The sequence below is a fragment of the Micromonospora sp. U56 genome (assembly GCF_018070095.1).
Taxonomy (GTDB): Bacteria; Actinomycetota; Actinomycetes; order Mycobacteriales; family Micromonosporaceae; genus Micromonospora; species Micromonospora purpureochromogenes.
Genome location: NZ_JAGPYL010000001.1, coordinates 171,335 through 187,338 on the forward strand (window position 1 = coordinate 171,335; position 16,004 = coordinate 187,338).

Consider the following 16,004-nt stretch of genomic DNA (forward strand, 5'->3'; position numbering starts at 1 on the left):
CCCTGGAGGCCCACCATGACCCTCACCCTCGTACCGCCCGCCGCCCCGGCCACCGTCACGCCGGCGTCGACCGGGCCGGATCCGCTCGGCGTGCTCGGCGTACCCGGGCAGGTGAACCTGGACCACGCCGCCAGCGCACCCTGCGCGCGGGCCGCGGCCGACGCGGTGGCCGAGCTTTTGCCCTGGTACGCCAGCGTGCACCGCGGCGCCGGGGCGCTGTCGCGGCGCTGCACCCTGGCCTACGAGCGGGCCCGGCAGACGGTCGGCGACTTCTTCGGCGCCCGCCCCGACGACCACGTGGTGTTCACCCGCAACACCACCGACGCGCTCAACCTGCTGGCCAGGGCGCTGCCCCCGGGCACCACGGTGGTCACCTTCGCCGGGGAGCACCACGCCAACCTGCTGCCCTGGCCGCGCGGCTCGGTCCGCCTGCCGGTGCCGGAGAGTCCCGCCGGGGCGGTCCGGGCGCTGGACGCCGCGCTGGCCGAGCTGCGCCGGGGCGCCACGTCCGGGCTGCCGGTGCTGGTCGCGGTGACCGGGGCGAGCAACGTGACCGGCGAACGGTGGCCGGTGGCCGAGCTGGCCCGGGTGGCCCGCCGGCACGCCGCCCGGATCGTGGTGGACGCCGCCCAGCTCGCCCCGCACGCGCCGGTGGACGTCGCCGCGCTGGCCGTGGACTACCTGGCCGTCTCCGGGCACAAGCTGTACGCCCCGTTCGGCGCGGGGATCCTGCTCGGCCGGGCGGACTGGCTGGACGCCGCCCCGCCGTACCTGGCCGGGGGCGGCGCGACCAGCCACGTCGGCGCGGCCACCCACGAGGTGCGCTGGACGACCGGCCCGGCCCGACACGAGGGCGGTACGCCCAACCTGCTCGGCGCGGTCGCCCTGGCCGCCGTCTGCGCGGCGCTGGCCGGGGCGGACCGGGCGGCGCTGCACGCCCACGAGCAGCGGCTGGTGGACCGCCTGCGCGACGGGCTCGCCGCGCTGCCGGCCGCCGTCGAGCTGCGCACCTTCTCCCCCGACGCACCCCGGGTGGGCATCGTCTCGTTCGTGCTGGCCGGCCGGGACTCCGCCGAGGTGGCCGGGTACCTGGCCCGGGAGCACGACATCGGGGTGCGCGACGGCCTGTTCTGCGCGCACCCGCTGGCCCGGCGGCTGCTCGCCGAGGCGGCGGCGCGCGCCGGGCGGGACGACCTGCCGCCGACCGCGCTGCGGGCCAGCCTCGGGCTGGGCAGCACCGTGGCGGACGTGGACCGGCTGCTGGCCGCGCTGGCCGCCCTGCACTGAGCCCAAGCGCGCGGGAGCTGACCCGCCGGCGCTCAGGCGGGACCGGTGCGGGCGGGGTTCAGCCGATCGGCGGGGCGGTGGGGGGCCTCGGGGTGCCCTGCCGCTCCGCCGGCTCGCCGGCCGGCTTCTCCTGGTCGCCGAAGGACCTCCGGACCAGCCGGTTCGCCTCCTCCTGGTCGATGCCGGAGGCGACCAGGAGGTCGCTGGCGGTGGTACGCACCTGGGCGACCACCACGCTGCCGGAGAAGCCGACGCCCTCCGCGTAGGCCCGGCCGGCCTCGCTGACCGCGCGCAACGAGCGCTCCCGGGCCTTCTCCGGTTCCGCACCGACGGCGAACTCGTGCCGGAGCAGGCGCACCGCCTCGGCGAGGTGGGCCATCGCGTCCGGCAGCGGATCCGGCACCGGCTCCTCGTCCTCGATCATCGTGACGGCGCGCCGGATCAGGGTGCCGCTGTTGCGCATGGCCCGGTCGATCGGGTCGGCGGCCTCCGCGTAGTGGGTCAGCTCGCTGCGCCGGTGCCACCGGGCCGGTGAGAGGGCGCTGGTCTCCTTCGCGCCCTCGATCGCCTCGGTGAAATTGGCCAACTCCTCCTTGTTCTCGCGGAGCCGTTCCAGGGCCCGCTGGGCGCTGGCGCGGTCCCGGTTGCGCAGCGCCTCGGCGGTGATGTCGAGCTGGGCGGCGAGCAGGTCCAGCGCCGGCCGGGCGGCCCGGTTGATCACGCGTAGCGGGTTCAGCGGCAGCAGGATCGCCGTCACCAGCAGCGCGATGCCGCCGCCGATGAACGCGTCGACGAAGCGGGGTATCTCCAGGTCCTGGGTGGAGGGGCTGAGCGTGACGATCAGCACCGCGGTCGCCGCGGCCTGGATGACGATGGCGACGCTGGCGCCGAAGAAGATGGTCAGCAGGATCGCCGAGGTCACCACCAGGCCGAGCTGCCATCCCCCGGTACCGAGGAAGTAGATCAGGACGTCGCCGAGGAAGACCCCGACCGCGACCCCGATGATCAGCTCCACCGTGCGGCGCAGCCGCTGACCGACCGAGGCGGCCAGGGTGCCGACCGCCGAGATCGGCGCGAAGACCGGCTGCGGATTGTTCAGGAACTCGTGGGCGACGACCCAGGCCAGCGCCGCGGCGACCCCGGCCTGGAGAGCGAGGCCCAGGGCCATCCGGACCCGGTGCAACCGGTCGTGCAGGGTGGCGCGGCTGCGGTGCCGCAGCTCCTCCACCGCGTCGGCGATGCGCACCGAGTCGACGTCGGACTCACCGTCGCGCCGGCCGAGCCGACGCCACAGCGGTAGTCGTCGGTCCCGGGCCACGGCCATGGCCGGTACTACCCGTACCGGCGCGGTTCATCCCCGCCCGCTCGGGCAGACTCGGCGGGGTGACGGAGCTGATCGACCGCTGGCGGACGGCCGCGCGGGACGCCGGCGCCCCGGACGGGCCGGCGCTGGTCCGGGCCGGGGAGGAGTTGCTGGCCCGGTGGCAGGAACCGCAGCGGCGCTACCACACCGTGCGGCACCTGACCGCCGTGCTCGACGTGGTCGACGGGTACGCGGAGCTGGCCGACCGGCCGGACCTGGTCCGGCTGGCCGCCTGGTGCCACGACGCGGTCTACGACCCCCACGCGGCCGGCGAGGCCAACGAGCGGGACAGCGCCGCGCTCGCCGGCACGCTGCTGACCGCGCTGGGGCTGCCGGCCGCCGCGGTGGCCGAGGTGCGCCGGCTGGTGCTGCTCACCGCCGGGCACGCCACCACCGCCGGCGACCGGGACGGCGCCCTGCTCTGCGACGCCGACCTGGCGATCCTCGCCGCGCCCCGGCAGGAGTACGACACGTACGCCGCCGCGATCCGCGCGGAGTACGCGCACGTGCCGGAGCCCGACTTCCGGGCCGGCCGGGCCCGCGTGCTGACCGCCCTGCTCGCGCTCCCCGCCCTCTACCGGCTCCCCCCGCTCGCGGCCCGCTGGACCGACCCGGCCCGCGCCAACCTCACCCGCGAACTCGCCACCCTCACCTGACTGTGAGGCTGGGCCACCCGGCCGCATGATCCGCTACCCGTTTGCGCCGTGACGCGGCCTCCGCGCGGCCGGACACCGCGACCGGCCGCAAAGCGTGACGGCGCCGGGCCGGGGCGACGGGGGTCAGCGGGCGGGCCGGGTCAGGTGTTTGGGGCGGCGCAGGCCCGCGTCGCGGAGCAGGCGGACCAGCTCCCGGCTCGGGACCACCCGGGCCCCGAGCCAGACGGCCATGGCGAAGCGCTCGGCGGGGATGTCGTAGTGGTCGCGGTCGAAGCCGCGCCGGGGTGCGCCCAGCGCCTCGGCGAAGGCGTGCAGCTCCGCGAGGGAGACGTCGCTGATCAAATGGGACCAGAGCCGTCCCCGCGACGGCCAGGCGGGCCGGTCCAGGTACAGCATGGCGGCCAATCTAGCCGCCGGTTAGCCTCTCCCGCATGGCCGGATCCCCCCTCCTCGACGACCTGCGTGCGGCGCTCGGCGACGACGCCGTCCTCACCGACCCCGATCTGCTCCGGATGCACCAGCGCGACGAGGCGGACCTGTGCCCGGCCGGTACGCCGCTGGTGGTGACCCGCCCGCGCGACACCGGGCAGGTGGCCGCGGTGGTCCGGGCCGCCGCCCGGCACGGCGTACCGGTGGTGCCGCAGGGCGCCCGGACCGGCCTGGCCGGCGCCGCGAACGCGATCGACGGCGCGGTGGTGCTCAGCACGGTGGCGATGGACGCCATCCTGGAGATCGACCCGGTGAGCCGGATCGCCGTGGTGCAGCCCGGCGTGGTCAACGCGCGGCTGGCGGCGGCGGTGGCCGAGCACGGCCTCTACTACCCGCCGGACCCGGGCTCCTGGGAGTCCTCCACCATCGGCGGCAACGTCTCCACCAACGCCGGCGGCATGTGCTGCGTCAAGTACGGCGTCACCACCGAGTACGTGCTCGGCCTGGAGGTGGTGCTCGCCTCCGGCGAGGTGCTGCGCACCGGCCGGCGCACCGCCAAGGGCGTCGCCGGCTACGACCTGACCCGGCTCTTCGTCGGCTCCGAGGGCACCCTCGGGGTGCTCACCGAGATCACCGTGTCGCTGCGCCCGGCGCCGGAGGAGTCGCTGACCATGGTGGCGGTCTTCGGCTCGACCGCCGAGGCGGGCACGGCGGTGGCCCAGATCGCCGCCCGGGGGCTCACCCCCAGCCTGCTGGAACTGCTCGACCGGACCCACCTGGCGGCGATCGAGGCGTACCGGCCGATGGGGTTGCGGACCGACGCGCAGGCGCTGCTGCTGGCCGCCGCGGACACCGGCGCGCGGGCGGCGGACGACCTGGCCCGGCTGGCCGAGGTCTGCGAGGCCGCCGGCGCCGAGGAGGTGTACGCGGCCACCGACGCGGTCGAGGCGGCGGCGCTGCTCCAGGCCCGCCGGCTGGCCCACCCGGCGATGGAGAAGTTCGCCGCGGACGCCTTCCCCGGCGGCAACGGCGGTCTGGTGATCGACGACGTGGCGGTGCCGCGCGGCTCGCTCGCGGCGTTGCTGGACGGGGTGGCGCGGATCGCCGAGGAGTGCGACGTGCCGATCGGCGTCGTCGGGCACGCCGGGGACGGCAACATGCACCCGAACATCGTGGTGGACCGGGCGGACCCGGCCAGCCTGGAGCGGGGTCGGCGCGCCTTCGACGAGATCATGCGGCTGGGCCTGGACCTCGGCGGCACCTGCACCGGCGAGCACGGCGTCGGGCTGCTCAAGCGGGACTGGCTGGCCCGGGAGATCGGTCCGGTCGGGGTGCGGGTGCACCACGCGATCAAGGCGGCGCTCGACCCGGCCGGGCTGCTCAACCCGGGCAAGGTGCTCTGAGGCGCCGCCCGGCCACCGCCCGGGCGCGTCAGGCGGTGGGCTCGGCGGGGGTGGCCTGGGTGAGCAGCAGCAGGATCTCGTTGGCCACCGGCGGCCGATCCTCGCCCGGGCAGTCCTGCGAGGTGATCAGGCCGGCCGAGGTGAGCAGGCTGGAGGTCAGCGCGTCGATGCAGCTGACCCGGTAGCGGCGGGCCTCGTCGGTCTCCTGACGCAGGCGCGGGTCGGCGAGCAGGTCGTGCAGCCGCTTCGCCTGCTCGGGGTCGAGGCTGCCCGTCGAGGTCACCCCGTCGCCGGCGCAGTCGTCGCACTCCCAGTGGCCGTCCGGCTCGACGTTGAGCGACCGGAGCGGACCGTCCTGACCGAGCTTCTGCACCAGGCTGACCCGGTTGGCCGCGCCAGCGCCGGGGGAGGCCGTCGCCGCCGCGGCCTTGTCCGGTGTGGATTCCGCGCCCCGGTCGAACACCGAGCAGGCGGTGAGGGCGATCGTCAGGACGGCACCGGCGCAGACCATGAGCGCGCGTGACCACTGGTTGGGAATCACGCGCCGCAACTTACCCCACCGTAGGTAGCGACCGGTACCCGCCGACCGGACGGGCATCGATGGGTGTAACGGTCGGTCAGCGGGACGAGGTGGGCAGCCCGGCGCTGTCCCCGTCGACGCCCCGGTCGGCGGCGAATCCCCGCACGTCCGGCGCACCGAGCCGGGCCGCGTCGGCGGTGGCGTCGTCCGGCATCAGCTGGGACTCCCGCTCCGCCTCGACCCGGGCCCGGTAGTGGGTGATCTCGCGCTCGCGGGTGGCCGCGTCCCAGCCGAGCACCGCGCCCATCAGCTCCGCGGTGTGCCCGGCCGACTCCAGGCCGCGGTGGGTGGTCTCGAAGGAGATCCGGGTACGCCGGGTCAGCACGTCCTCCAGGTGCAGCGCCCCCTCGGCGCGGGCCGCGTACGTCACCTCGGCGGCCAGGTACTCCGGTGCGCCGGCCAGCGGCGAGGCGAGCAGCGGGTCGGCGTCGACCAGGGCCAGCAGCTCCCGGGTCAGCGTGCCGTACCGCTCCAGCAGGTGCTCGACGACGCCGACCGGCACCCCGTGCCGGCGGGCCAGGTCGGCCCGGTCCCGCCACATGGCCTGATAGCCGTCCGCGCCGAGCAGTGGCAGGTCGGCGGTGCGCGAGGGGCGGCCGCCGCCGAGCCGGCGGACCGCCCGGTCCACCACGTCGGAGGCCATCACCCGGTACGTCGTGTACTTGCCGCCCGCGACCAGGAGCAGCCCCAGCATCGGCTCGAAGACGGCGTGCTCGCGGGAGAGCTTGGAGGTGGAGTCCGCCTCACCGGCGAGCAGCGGGCGCAGCCCGGCGTAGACGCCCTCGATGTCCGCCGTGGACAGCGGCCGGTCGAGCACGGCGTTGACCTGGTCGAGCAGGTACTGGATGTCGCGGGCGGAGGCGGACGGGTGGGACCGGTCCAGCCGCCAGTCGGTGTCCGTGGTGCCGATGATCCAGTGCCCGCCCCACGGGATGACGAAGAGCACGCTGGTGGCCGTCCGCAGGATCAGCCCGGTCTCGCCGGTGATCGCCGAACGGGGGACGACCAGGTGCACGCCCTTGGAGGCCCGCACCCGGATGCCGGGGCGCAGTCCGACGTCGTTGAGCATCCGCGACATGTCGTCGCTCCACACGCCGGTGGCCCCGATGACGGTGCGCGCGCGTACCTCGAACTCGGCGTCCGGCGAACCGGCGGGCGCCTCCAGGTCGCGGACCCGGACCCCGGTCACCTCGCGTGCCTGCCGGATCAGCCCGACCGCGCGGGCGCTGCTCACCACGGTCGCGCCGAGGCTGGCCGCGGTGCGGGCCAGGGTCACCACCAGCCGGGCGTCGTCGACCTGGCCGTCGTAGTAGCGGATGGCGCCGGCCAGCGAGTCGGCCCGCAGGCTGGGGAAGATCCGGCGGGCGCCCTCGCGGGTCAGGTGCCGGTGCAGCGGCATCCCCCGCCCACCGCCGAAGACCCCGGCGAAGGCGTCGTACGCGGCCACTCCGGCGCCGTAGTAGGAGCGGCGGAACGCCCGGGCCGGCAGGTCCCGCAGGCCACGGCCGGCGGGCAGCGGCACCAGGAACGGCACCGGCCGGACCAGGTGCGGGGCGAGCCGGGTGGCGAGCAGGCCGCGCTCGGTGAGCGCCTCGTGGACCAGGTGGAACTCCAACTGCTCCAGATAGCGCAGGCCGCCGTGGATCAACTTGCTGGACCGGCTGGAGGTGCCGGCGGCGTAGTCGCGGGCCTCCACCAGGGCCACCTTGAGCCCCCGGGAGGCGGCGTCCAGCGCGGCGCCCGCCCCGGTCACCCCACCACCGATGACCAGCACGTCGAACCGTTCGGACCGGAGGCGGCGCAGGTCCGCGGCGCGGCGCTCCGGGGAGAGCTGGCCGGCGGCGGATCGGGTCACGTTGGGGTCGCGCACGAGTCCACCGTAACCGCCCGGGGCCCCGGGCAGCAGGCCCTGTCCCCCGCCAGGGGCAGGGAGAGGCATTGATCACCACCGCGCGACGGGGATCGCGCGATCCGGGCACGCCGGGACGGCACGGACGTCCGGGGGCGGGTCGGGCGTCGTACTGTTTCCGGATGCGGCCCGAGCCACCTCCCACCGGAAGCGACGGGACCGCCGGGTCCGCCAACCCCTGGGCGGTGGTGGCGGCCGTGCTGGCGGGCGGCTGGACGGTGGCGACCACCGTGCTGCTCCAGGTCGCCGGCTGGTCCGTCGACCAGGTACGCCTCGCCAGCGGGCTGGACCGGTGGCCGTGGCTCTGGCCGGTGGTCTCCCTGGCCGGCGTCCTGCTGGTCGGCCTGCCGGCCCTGCTGCTGGCGCTGCTCCCCCGGTCCCCGGCGCTGCGGGGCACCGGCCGGGCCTGGCTGGCCGGAGCGCTGGCGCTCGGCGCGCTCGGGGCGCTGCGTGCCCTCCCGCCGGTGCACCACGAGGTCTACCTGGCGGCGCTGGCCGCCACCGCCGCCGGGCTGGCCCTGGTCGCCGGCCGGCTGCCGGCCCGACGCCGCGCCCTGCCCGACGGATCGGCGGGCGAGGCCGGGCCGACCAGCCCCGCTGCGCCAGCGGGCGAGCCGGAGCCGGCGACCACCCCCGATGCACCGGACGGCGAGCCCGGGCCGGCGACCACTCCCGATGCACCGGACGGCGCGGGTCACACCGGGCGGCGAGCGAGCGCCACCGGCGGGGCAGGCGGCCGACGGCCCGATCCGGTCACCCTGCTCGCGGTGGCCGCCGGGCTCGCCCTGCTGCTCCCCTGGGTCTGGCTCGGCGCGCTGGGCGGACTGCTGGAGACCGTGCTCGCCGCACTGGCCGCGGCGGCGCTCGGCGCGCTGGCCGGGGTGCTGCTCGACGGGCGGTTCTGGTGCCGGCTCGGGGGCGGCGAGCCACCCCGGCCCGCCCGGCTGGTGTTCCTCGGCGGGCTGGTCGGCGGGGTCACCCTGCTGCTGCTGGCCGCCGGCACCGGGCAGTCCGGGGCCCAACTGCCCGCCCTGCTCGCCGTGCCGCCGGTCGCCTTCACGCTGGCCGCCCTGTACGCGGCCACCCGCCGGGCCGGCATCCGGGCCGTGGCACCGGTCCGCTGGCTGGTCGGCCTGGCGCTGTTCGGCCCGCTCGCCCTGGCCGACCCGGAGGAGGTCTCGGTCCTCCTGGCCACCACCCGCGACGTGCCGTTCTGGGTGGCCGCCGCCGCGGTCGCCGGGCTCGCCGTCGCGGTCCTGCTCGCCGTCGGGTACGGCGTCCTGCTGGCCCGCCCCCGGGCGGTCACGCCCAGCCGGCGGGTGGCCGTGCTGGCCGCCGGCGTGCTGCTGGTGGCGGTCGGGGTGGTCGCCGTGGTCCCCGGGCAGCCCGGGCTGCACGGCGAGCGGCTGCTGGTGGTGCTGCGCGAGCAGGCCGACCTGACCGGCATCCCGGCCGGTACGCCGGGCCGGGCCGGTCGGGACGCGCGCGCCGCCGAGGTGTACCGCCGGCTGGTCGCCACCGCCGAGCGGACCCAGGGCGACCTGCGCCGGGAGCTGTCCCGGCTGCGCCTGAGCCCGAGGCCGTACTACCTGGTCAACGCGATCGAGATCGACGGCGGTCCGGCGGTGCGGGCCTGGCTGTCGGGCCGTCCCGAGGTCTCCCGCGTGCTGCTCAGCCAGCGGGTACGGCCGCTGCCCGCCCCCGCCCCGACCAGCTCCGGCGACGCGCCGGCGCCGGCCGGCCCCGCCTGGAACATCCGGCTGCTCGGCGCCGACCGGGTCTGGTCGGAGCTGGGGGTGACCGGTTCGGGCGTGGTGGTCGGTAGCTCCGACTCGGGCGTGGACGGCCGCCACCCGGCGCTGGCCGACGGCTTCCGGGGCGGCGACGACTCCTGGTACGACCCGTGGGACCGCACCCGCTCCCCGAACGACGCGGGCGGGCACGGCACCCACACGGTGGGCAGCGCGGTGGGTCGGGACGGCATCGGGGTGGCCCCGGGCGCGCGCTGGGTGGGCTGCGTCAACCTCGACCGCAACCTCGGCAGCCCCGCGCACTACCTGGACTGCCTCCAGTTCATGCTGGCCCCCTTCCCGTCCGGCGGGGACCCGTTCACCGACGGCCGTCCGGCGCGCGCCCCCGACGTGCTGACCAACTCCTGGGGCTGCCCGCCGATCGAGGGCTGCGACCCGCGGGCGCTCCGGCCCGCCGCCGACGCGCTGGCCGCCGCCGGCATCCTGGTGGTCGCGGCGGCCGGCAACACCGGCCCGTACTGCGGCTCGATCGCCGACCCGCCCGCGCCGTACCCGGACGTGTTGACCGTGGGCGCGGTGGACCGGAACCGTCGGGTGACCCTCTTCTCCAGTCGCGGACCGGCCCCGGGCGGCGCTGCCAAGCCGGACGTGCTCGCCCCGGGCGCGGGCGTGCTCTCCGCGATGCCGGGCGGCGGCTACGCCACCCTGGACGGCACCTCGATGGCGACCCCGCAGGTGGCGGGCGTGGTGGCGCTGATGTGGTCGGCGAACCCGGCGCTCGTCGGCGACCTGGAGCGCACCCGCCGGATCCTGCGGGAGACGGCGAAGCCCGCGCAGCCGAGCTACCGCTCCCGCGCGCCGCAGGACGCCTGCGGCGGGGACGCGAACATCACCGGCGCGGGCCTCGTCGACGCGTACGCGGCGGTGCGGGCGGCCCGGGCCGGCTGATCGGGCCTTGCGCCCACCCGTGGTGGTTGATCTAGGGTCGGCCACCATGGAGTTCACCCTCGCCGACCTGCCCGCCGACCGGGTCCCCGCCGTCGTCGCGCTCTGCGGACGCGCGCTCGACCTGCCCGAGGACGCCGCCGAGGCGGAGTCCGTGGTCACCGCCCTCTGGCCCCGGGCCGCGGCCGACCGGACGGTGCTGGCGGTCGGGGCGTACGCGGGGGACGAACTCATCGGGGTGCTGATCGGATCGGTCTCGGCGGCCGAGGAGCGCCTCGGGCACGTGGACCTGCTGGCCGTCGCGCCGCAGCGGCGGCGCCGGGGGGTCGGCCGGGCGCTGGTGGCCGAGGCGGAACGGCGGCTCGCCGACCTCGGCGCGGCCGAGCTGCTGCTGGCCGGGAACCCGCCGTACTACGCCTGGCCGGGCATTGACGTGCGGTACACCCCGGCGGTCTGCCTGGCGCTGGCGCTCGGCTACCGGCAGGACCGTACGGCCTGGAACATGACCGCCGACCTGTCGTACGACGGGTCGCCGGCGCTGCGCACGACGGAGCCGGCGGAGGCGCGGCTGGCCGGCCAGGGCGTGTCGGTACGCCGGGCGGAGCCCGCGGACCTGCCGGCGCTGGCCGCGTTCGCCCGCTCCACCTTCGGCGGCGCCTGGGACGGCGAGCTGGCCGGCTCGGTCGGCCGTGCCGACGCAGGCTGCCACCTCGCGGAGCGGGACGGCGAGATCCTCGGCTTCGCGGCCTGGGGCTCGTCGCGGCCGAGCTGGTTCGGGCCGATGGGCACCGCGCCGGCGGCGGCGGGCTCGGGCATCGGCGGGGTGCTGCTGCGCCGCTGCCTGCGCGACCAGCACGAGGCCGGGATCGGCGCGGCGCAGATCGGCTGGGTGGGCCCGGTGCCGTTCTACTCCGGCAGCGCGGGCGCCCGGATCGAGCGGGTCTTCTTCCTGTACCGCCGCCCGCTCTGACCGCCCGGACGCCCGGACGGACGCGGCGCGCGGCCCCGGGAAAGACCGCGAGATATCGATAAACGGGCGAATGGGATATAGACCCTGATAATGCCATTCGCCCGCATGTGCGATGGCCGCCCCCTACCGTTTCGGTAGAGGAGGCGACCCATGACCACGGACGACGAACAGACCGACGATCCGGTGCCCCGCACCTGGGCTCCGGTCGGCGACCCGCCCATCGCGGTGCCGTTCGACCGGCGGGACTACGGCGACGCGGAGCAGCTCGCCGAGATGACCGGCGTCGACGAGCCGGAGGCCGAGGAGCTGGTGACCGTGGTGGACGAGCCGGTCGCCATCCGCCCGCCCTACGACCGGGCGCAGAAGCGGCGTAACCAGCGCAGCCTGCCCTGAGGAGACGGAAAGGGGCGGACCGCTCGCGCGGCCCGCCCCTTTCGGCGTTGGTGGAGCTGGACTCAGAAGTCCATGTCCCCGCCACCCGGACCAGCCGGGGCGGCCGGGGTCTTCTCCGGCTTGTCCGCCACGACGGCCTCGGTGGTGAGGAAGAGCGCCGCGATCGACGCGGCGTTCTGCAGCGCCGAGCGGGTCACCTTGGCCGGGTCGATGATGCCCGCGGCCAGCAGGTCGACGTACTCACCGTTGGCGGCGTTGAGGCCGTGACCCGGCTCGAGGTTGCGGACGTGCTCGACGACCACGCCACCCTCGAGGCCGGCGTTGACGGCGATCTGCCGCAGCGGGGCGTCGAGCGCGATCTTGACGATCTGCGCGCCGGTCGCCTCGTCGCCGGCCAGGTCCAGCTTGTCGAAGGCGGTCTTGCCGGCCTGCACCAGCGCGACGCCACCACCCGGGACGATGCCCTCCTCGACAGCGGCCTTCGCGTTGCGGACGGCGTCCTCGATGCGGTGCTTGCGCTCCTTGAGCTCGACCTCGGTGGCCGCGCCGACCTTGATCACCGCAACACCGCCGGCCAGCTTGGCCAGGCGCTCCTGCAGCTTCTCCCGGTCGTAGTCGGAGTCGCTCCGGTCGATCTCGGCCCGGATCTGGTTGACCCGGCCCTGGATCTGCTCGGCGTCGCCGGCACCGTCGACGATGGTGGTCTCGTCCTTGGTCACCACGACCTTGCGGGCGCGGCCCAGCATGTCGAGGCCGACGGCGTCCAGCTTGAGGCCGACCTCCTCGCTGATGACCTGGCCACCGGTGAGGATGGCGATGTCGGCCAGCATGGCCTTGCGGCGGTCACCGAAGCCCGGCGCCTTGACGGCGACCGACTTGAAGGTGCCCCGGACCTTGTTGACGACCAGGGTCGCCAGGGCCTCGCCCTCGATGTCCTCGGAGATGATCAGCAGCGGCTTGCCCGACTGCATGACCTTCTCCAGGATCGGGAGCAGGTCCTTGACCGACGAGATCTTGCTGTTGACGATCAGGAGGTAGGGGTCGTCGAAGACGGCCTCCATACGCTCCGGGTCGGTCATGAAGTACGCGGAGATGTACCCCTTGTCGAAGCGCATGCCCTCGGTGAGCTCGAGCTCCAGGCCGAAGGTGTTGCTCTCCTCGACGGTGATGACGCCTTCCTTGCCGACCTTGTCCATCGCCTCGGCGATGATCTCGCCGACGGTGTTGTCACCGGCGGAGATGGAGGCGGTGGAGGCGATCTGCTCCTTGGTCTCGACGTCCTTGGCGAGCTTGAGCAGCTCCTCCGAGACGCTGGCCACGGCGGCCTCGATGCCCCGCTTCAGGGCGATCGGGTTGGCGCCGGCGGCCACGTTGCGCAGGCCCTCGCGGACCAGGGCCTGGGCCAGGACGGTCGCCGTCGTCGTGCCGTCACCGGCGACGTCGTCGGTCTTCTTGGCGACCTCCTTGACCAGCTCGGCGCCGATCTTCTCGTACGGGTCCTCGAGCTCGATCTCCTTGGCGATGCTCACACCATCGTTGGTGATGGTGGGGGCACCCCACTTCTTCTCGAGCACGACGTTGCGGCCCTTGGGGCCGAGCGTCACCTTCACGGCGTCGGCGAGCTGGTTCATGCCCCGCTCGAGGCCGCGGCGCGCCTCTTCGTCGAACGCGATCATCTTGGCCATACGGCGTTGTCCTCCTGGACACTCACGGGCCACCCGAGTATTTGTGCCCCGGATGGGCCGCCTGGTGTACGCACCTTGGGACGTCGCCACCTGGCGACGACGACGTCCTTCGGCCGGGCCGGATAGCCCGCGACGACCGGCCGTGTGCCCCATCGGCGTCTCCAACGCCGCTGGAACCTTGGCCCCACCGTCCCGACCATTGGCACTCACGGTATGCGAGTGCCAATGACTTGTTTAGCACTCTCCCCTGCCGAGTGCAAGCACGATCGGGCCGGTCAGCCGAGTTCCGCCGCCAGTCGCGCGGCATTCACCGGCCCCTCGTGGGCCCGCTGCTCGGCGTACGCCACGACCAGCCCGACCAGCTGGACCAGGTAGACCGGGACGACCAGCACCGCGACCAGCGCGACCACCGCGACGGCGCCCACCGCGGTGGCCGGCGCCGCGAACGGGTCGGTGCCCAGCGGCGCCGTGCCGACGGCCTCCAGCACCGCGCCCAGCACGCCGCCGAGGACGACCGCCACCGCCACCAGCCCGACCCGGCCCAGCACCATGCCGAGCCGGTCGTGGAAGAAGCGGAACGAGCGGCCGATCGGGTTCTGCCGCTCGAAGAGGTAGACCGGCCCGGCCAGGGCGAGGGCGAACGCGAGGTAGACGCCGGGCAGCACGCAGAAGCAGATACCGGCCGTGACGATCACGCCGACCAGCAGGGTCCAGCCGTACAGCCCGGGTGCCCGGCGCAGGCCGTAGCGCAGCGCGCCGCCGAGGTCGGCCGGCTCGCCGGCCGCCTGCCGGGTGACCACCCAGGTGCCGGCCGCCCAGCCCACGCTCTGCAGCAGGTAGAGCAGCAGGGCGGCGACCAGCGTGGCGCCCCCGAAGGTCAGGAAGTCACCCAGGTAACCCGGGGGCAGCGAACCGTCGGCCGGCAACCGCGAGGACGGCTCCAACCCGAGGGTGATGATCGAGACCACCGCGGCGGGAAGCGCCTGGGTGAGCAGCATGAGCGGCAGCAGCGTGCGCCAACCCCGGCGCAGCGCGCCGGCACACCGGGTGAACCAGCCGTCGACGCCGGCGTACGGCGGGTTCACCAGCGGGTCGGCCGGGTCCCAGCCGCCGGCGGCCGGCCAGCCGTACGGGAGGTGGCCGGCGTACGGCGGGTAGCCCGGCGGGAAGCCGGCGTACGGGTCGGCGCCGGGCGGGTAGCCGCCGGTGGGCGGGAAGACCCAACCCTGGTACGGGCCGGCGGGCCCGACCGGGCCGCCCGGCGCGGGCGGGTCCACGGGATCGGGTCCGGGCGGACCCGACGGGGACTGGTCCGACATGAGCACTCCTCAGCGACGGCTGGATCGGCCCACGATCTTCCCTGGTGCCCGCCCGCGCCGCTGCCCCGTGGGGGGCCGGCCGACGAGCGGAACCGGACGCGACTCAGGCGATGACGCGCACCCGCTCGGCCTGCGGGCCCTTCTGGCCCTGGGCGATGTCGAACTCCACCCGCTGCCCGTCGTCCAGCGCCTTGTAGCCGTCCATCTCGATGGCGGAGAAGTGGACGAAGACGTCCTGGCCGCCGTCGACGGCGATGAAGCCGTAGCCCTTCTCGGCGTTGAACCACTTCACGGTGCCCTGTGCCACGGTGCACTTCCTCACTCTGCGCGGCGTTCCACGACCCCGGGGCCGGCGGACCGGCACCGGAGGACCACCGCTTCGGCGATCGGTGAGGGCCGCTGAATCGGTGACCGAAATCGCACGCTACACGAGGCGTGACGGCCGCGCACGACCACGAATCGGGCATATTCCAGGGCTCCGCCGACCGTCCGCCCATCGGCGGTGGTCGCTGCGGTATGCATGCGGACATGACACCTGCCCCGGCCCCGCCGGAAGCCCGGAGAGCCACCGTCCGCCGGGTACGCCCCGAGGACGCCGCCCGGATGCGGGCGCTGCGGCTGGAGATGCTCGCGGACGCGCCGCTGGCGTTCCTGGAGACCGTCGCCCAGGCTGCCGCCCGCCCGCACGCCGACTACGCGGCCCGGATCGCGTACGTCTCCCGGGGCGACCACACCGCGCAGTTCGTCGCCGACCCCGGCGGCCGGCTGGTCGGCCACGCCGGCGGCACCGCCTCCCCCGACGAGCCGGGCCTGACCGTCGTCTACGCCGTCTACGTGACCCCCACCTGGCGGGGCAGCGGCCTGCTCGCCGACCTGATCGACGGGGTGGCCGCCTGGTCCCGCGCCGCCGGCCGCCCGGAACTCCTGCTGGAGGTGGTGGTCGGCAACGACCGCGCCTACCGCGCCTACCAGCGGCTGGGCTTCACCGACACCGGCGTACGCGTGCCGCACCCCACCGTCCCCGCCATGCGCGAACTCCAGATGCGCCGCCCCGCCTGACCCCGAAAACAGGGCCCTCACGCAGGGCAGCACCCCAACGAGCCACACCCGCTGGAGGCAGTGCCCGGCCCGCCCCAGGGACAAAGGACACAAAGCAGGGCAGCACCCCGATGATCCACACCCCCGGTCCCGGCAGCGACGCCCGAAGCGCACGCCGCACGGGTTTCCGGGGGAGCCCGCCCGCGGAAGGATCAAGCCTGACCGCCTGGAGCGGGCGGGCTCCCCCGGAAACCCCGACCTGGACCCGGGGCGAAG

Annotated in this window: 14 protein-coding genes; 7 read left to right on the forward strand and 7 right to left on the reverse strand. The window is 75.5% G+C overall.

Annotated features, from left to right (window positions below):
• Window positions 1-15 precede the first annotated feature (15 nt).
• Window positions 16-1,287 carry an aminotransferase class V-fold PLP-dependent enzyme gene (locus KBX37_RS00855; protein WP_210773688.1) on the forward strand — a complete coding sequence of 424 codons (1,272 nt, stop codon included), beginning with the start codon at window positions 16-18 and terminating at the stop codon, window positions 1,285-1,287.
• A gap of 58 nt (window positions 1,288-1,345) precedes the next feature.
• On the opposite strand, the gene KBX37_RS00860 is transcribed toward KBX37_RS00855, so the two are convergent.
• A complete protein-coding gene (locus tag KBX37_RS00860; RefSeq protein ID WP_307848906.1) occupies window positions 1,346-2,605 on the reverse strand; it encodes an FUSC family protein in 1,260 nt (419 codons plus the stop codon).
• A gap of 65 nt (window positions 2,606-2,670) precedes the next feature.
• Between KBX37_RS00860 and KBX37_RS00865 the strand changes: the two genes are divergently transcribed.
• Window positions 2,671-3,306 (forward strand): metal-dependent phosphohydrolase, encoded by a 636-nt coding sequence (locus KBX37_RS00865; RefSeq protein ID WP_210773690.1) that lies wholly within the window; start codon window positions 2,671-2,673, stop codon window positions 3,304-3,306.
• Window positions 3,307-3,429: 123 nt separating this feature from the next.
• Here the strand turns inward: KBX37_RS00865 and KBX37_RS00870 are convergent, their stop codons facing one another.
• Window positions 3,430-3,702, reverse strand: a complete 273-nt coding sequence (locus KBX37_RS00870; RefSeq protein WP_154941551.1) for a DUF4031 domain-containing protein — start codon at window positions 3,700-3,702, stop codon at window positions 3,430-3,432.
• Window positions 3,703-3,737: 35 nt separating this feature from the next.
• Here KBX37_RS00870 and KBX37_RS00875 point away from each other — a divergent pair, with 35 nt between their 5' ends.
• Window positions 3,738-5,138 carry an FAD-binding oxidoreductase gene (locus KBX37_RS00875; protein WP_210773691.1) on the forward strand — a complete coding sequence of 467 codons (1,401 nt, stop codon included), beginning with the start codon at window positions 3,738-3,740 and terminating at the stop codon, window positions 5,136-5,138.
• 28 nt (window positions 5,139-5,166) lie between these two features.
• On the opposite strand, the gene KBX37_RS00880 is transcribed toward KBX37_RS00875, so the two are convergent.
• Together KBX37_RS00880 and KBX37_RS00885 are read right to left on the reverse strand one after the other, a co-directional pair.
• The gene (locus tag KBX37_RS00880) at window positions 5,167-5,679 is read right to left on the reverse strand and encodes a hypothetical protein (RefSeq protein ID WP_307848900.1); all 513 of its coding nucleotides are present in this window, start codon (window positions 5,677-5,679) and stop codon (window positions 5,167-5,169) included.
• Window positions 5,680-5,755: 76 nt separating this feature from the next.
• A complete protein-coding gene (locus KBX37_RS00885) occupies window positions 5,756-7,588 on the reverse strand; it encodes a glycerol-3-phosphate dehydrogenase/oxidase (protein WP_374103617.1) in 1,833 nt (610 codons plus the stop codon).
• A gap of 161 nt (window positions 7,589-7,749) precedes the next feature.
• Between KBX37_RS00885 and KBX37_RS00890 the strand changes: the two genes are divergently transcribed.
• From KBX37_RS00890 to KBX37_RS00900, 3 genes are all read left to right on the forward strand, one after another.
• Window positions 7,750-10,326: a S8 family serine peptidase gene (locus KBX37_RS00890; protein ID WP_210773692.1), complete on the forward strand. Its 2,577-nt coding sequence runs from the start codon at window positions 7,750-7,752 to the stop codon at window positions 10,324-10,326.
• A gap of 46 nt (window positions 10,327-10,372) precedes the next feature.
• Window positions 10,373-11,293: a GNAT family N-acetyltransferase gene (locus tag KBX37_RS00895; protein WP_210773693.1), complete on the forward strand. Its 921-nt coding sequence runs from the start codon at window positions 10,373-10,375 to the stop codon at window positions 11,291-11,293.
• A 150-nt stretch (window positions 11,294-11,443) separates the two neighbouring features.
• Complete coding sequence (locus KBX37_RS00900; RefSeq protein ID WP_210773766.1) at window positions 11,444-11,686, forward strand: hypothetical protein; 243 nt, start codon at window positions 11,444-11,446, stop codon at window positions 11,684-11,686.
• Between the two features lie 62 nt (window positions 11,687-11,748).
• On the opposite strand, the gene groL is transcribed toward KBX37_RS00900, so the two are convergent.
• The 3 genes from groL to KBX37_RS00915 all read right to left on the reverse strand — a co-directional run bounded on the left by groL (window position 11,749) and on the right by KBX37_RS00915 (window position 14,997).
• On the reverse strand, window positions 11,749-13,371 hold the full coding sequence (gene groL / locus KBX37_RS00905) for a chaperonin GroEL (protein ID WP_210773694.1): 1,623 nt from the start codon (window positions 13,369-13,371) through the stop codon (window positions 11,749-11,751).
• 275 nt (window positions 13,372-13,646) lie between these two features.
• Window positions 13,647-14,690: a hypothetical protein gene (locus KBX37_RS00910; RefSeq protein WP_210773695.1), complete on the reverse strand. Its 1,044-nt coding sequence runs from the start codon at window positions 14,688-14,690 to the stop codon at window positions 13,647-13,649.
• 103 nt (window positions 14,691-14,793) lie between these two features.
• Window positions 14,794-14,997, reverse strand: a complete 204-nt coding sequence (locus KBX37_RS00915) for a cold-shock protein (protein ID WP_088960044.1) — start codon at window positions 14,995-14,997, stop codon at window positions 14,794-14,796.
• Between the two features lie 221 nt (window positions 14,998-15,218).
• Between KBX37_RS00915 and KBX37_RS00920 the strand changes: the two genes are divergently transcribed.
• Window positions 15,219-15,749, forward strand: coding sequence for a GNAT family N-acetyltransferase (locus KBX37_RS00920; protein ID WP_210773696.1), 531 nt, complete (start codon window positions 15,219-15,221; stop codon window positions 15,747-15,749).
• Window positions 15,750-16,004 lie beyond the last annotated feature (255 nt).

Excerpts from the sequence above, each read along its gene's own strand:
- KBX37_RS00870 (WP_154941551.1), bottom strand. The coding sequence starts at position 3,702 with ATGCTGTACCTGGACCGGCCCGCCTGGCCGTCGCGGGGACGGCTCTGG.
- KBX37_RS00900 (WP_210773766.1), top strand. The coding sequence starts at position 11,444 with ATGACCACGGACGACGAACAGACCGACGATCCGGTGCCCCGCACCTGG.
- KBX37_RS00855 (WP_210773688.1), top strand. The coding sequence starts at position 16 with ATGACCCTCACCCTCGTACCGCCCGCCGCCCCGGCCACCGTCACGCCG.
- KBX37_RS00910 (WP_210773695.1), bottom strand. The coding sequence starts at position 14,690 with ATGTCGGACCAGTCCCCGTCGGGTCCGCCCGGACCCGATCCCGTGGAC.
- KBX37_RS00890 (WP_210773692.1), top strand. The coding sequence starts at position 7,750 with ATGCGGCCCGAGCCACCTCCCACCGGAAGCGACGGGACCGCCGGGTCC.
- groL (WP_210773694.1), bottom strand. The coding sequence starts at position 13,371 with ATGGCCAAGATGATCGCGTTCGACGAAGAGGCGCGCCGCGGCCTCGAG.
- KBX37_RS00895 (WP_210773693.1), top strand. The coding sequence starts at position 10,373 with ATGGAGTTCACCCTCGCCGACCTGCCCGCCGACCGGGTCCCCGCCGTC.
- KBX37_RS00920 (WP_210773696.1), top strand. The coding sequence starts at position 15,219 with ATGACACCTGCCCCGGCCCCGCCGGAAGCCCGGAGAGCCACCGTCCGC.
- KBX37_RS00875 (WP_210773691.1), top strand. The coding sequence starts at position 3,738 with ATGGCCGGATCCCCCCTCCTCGACGACCTGCGTGCGGCGCTCGGCGAC.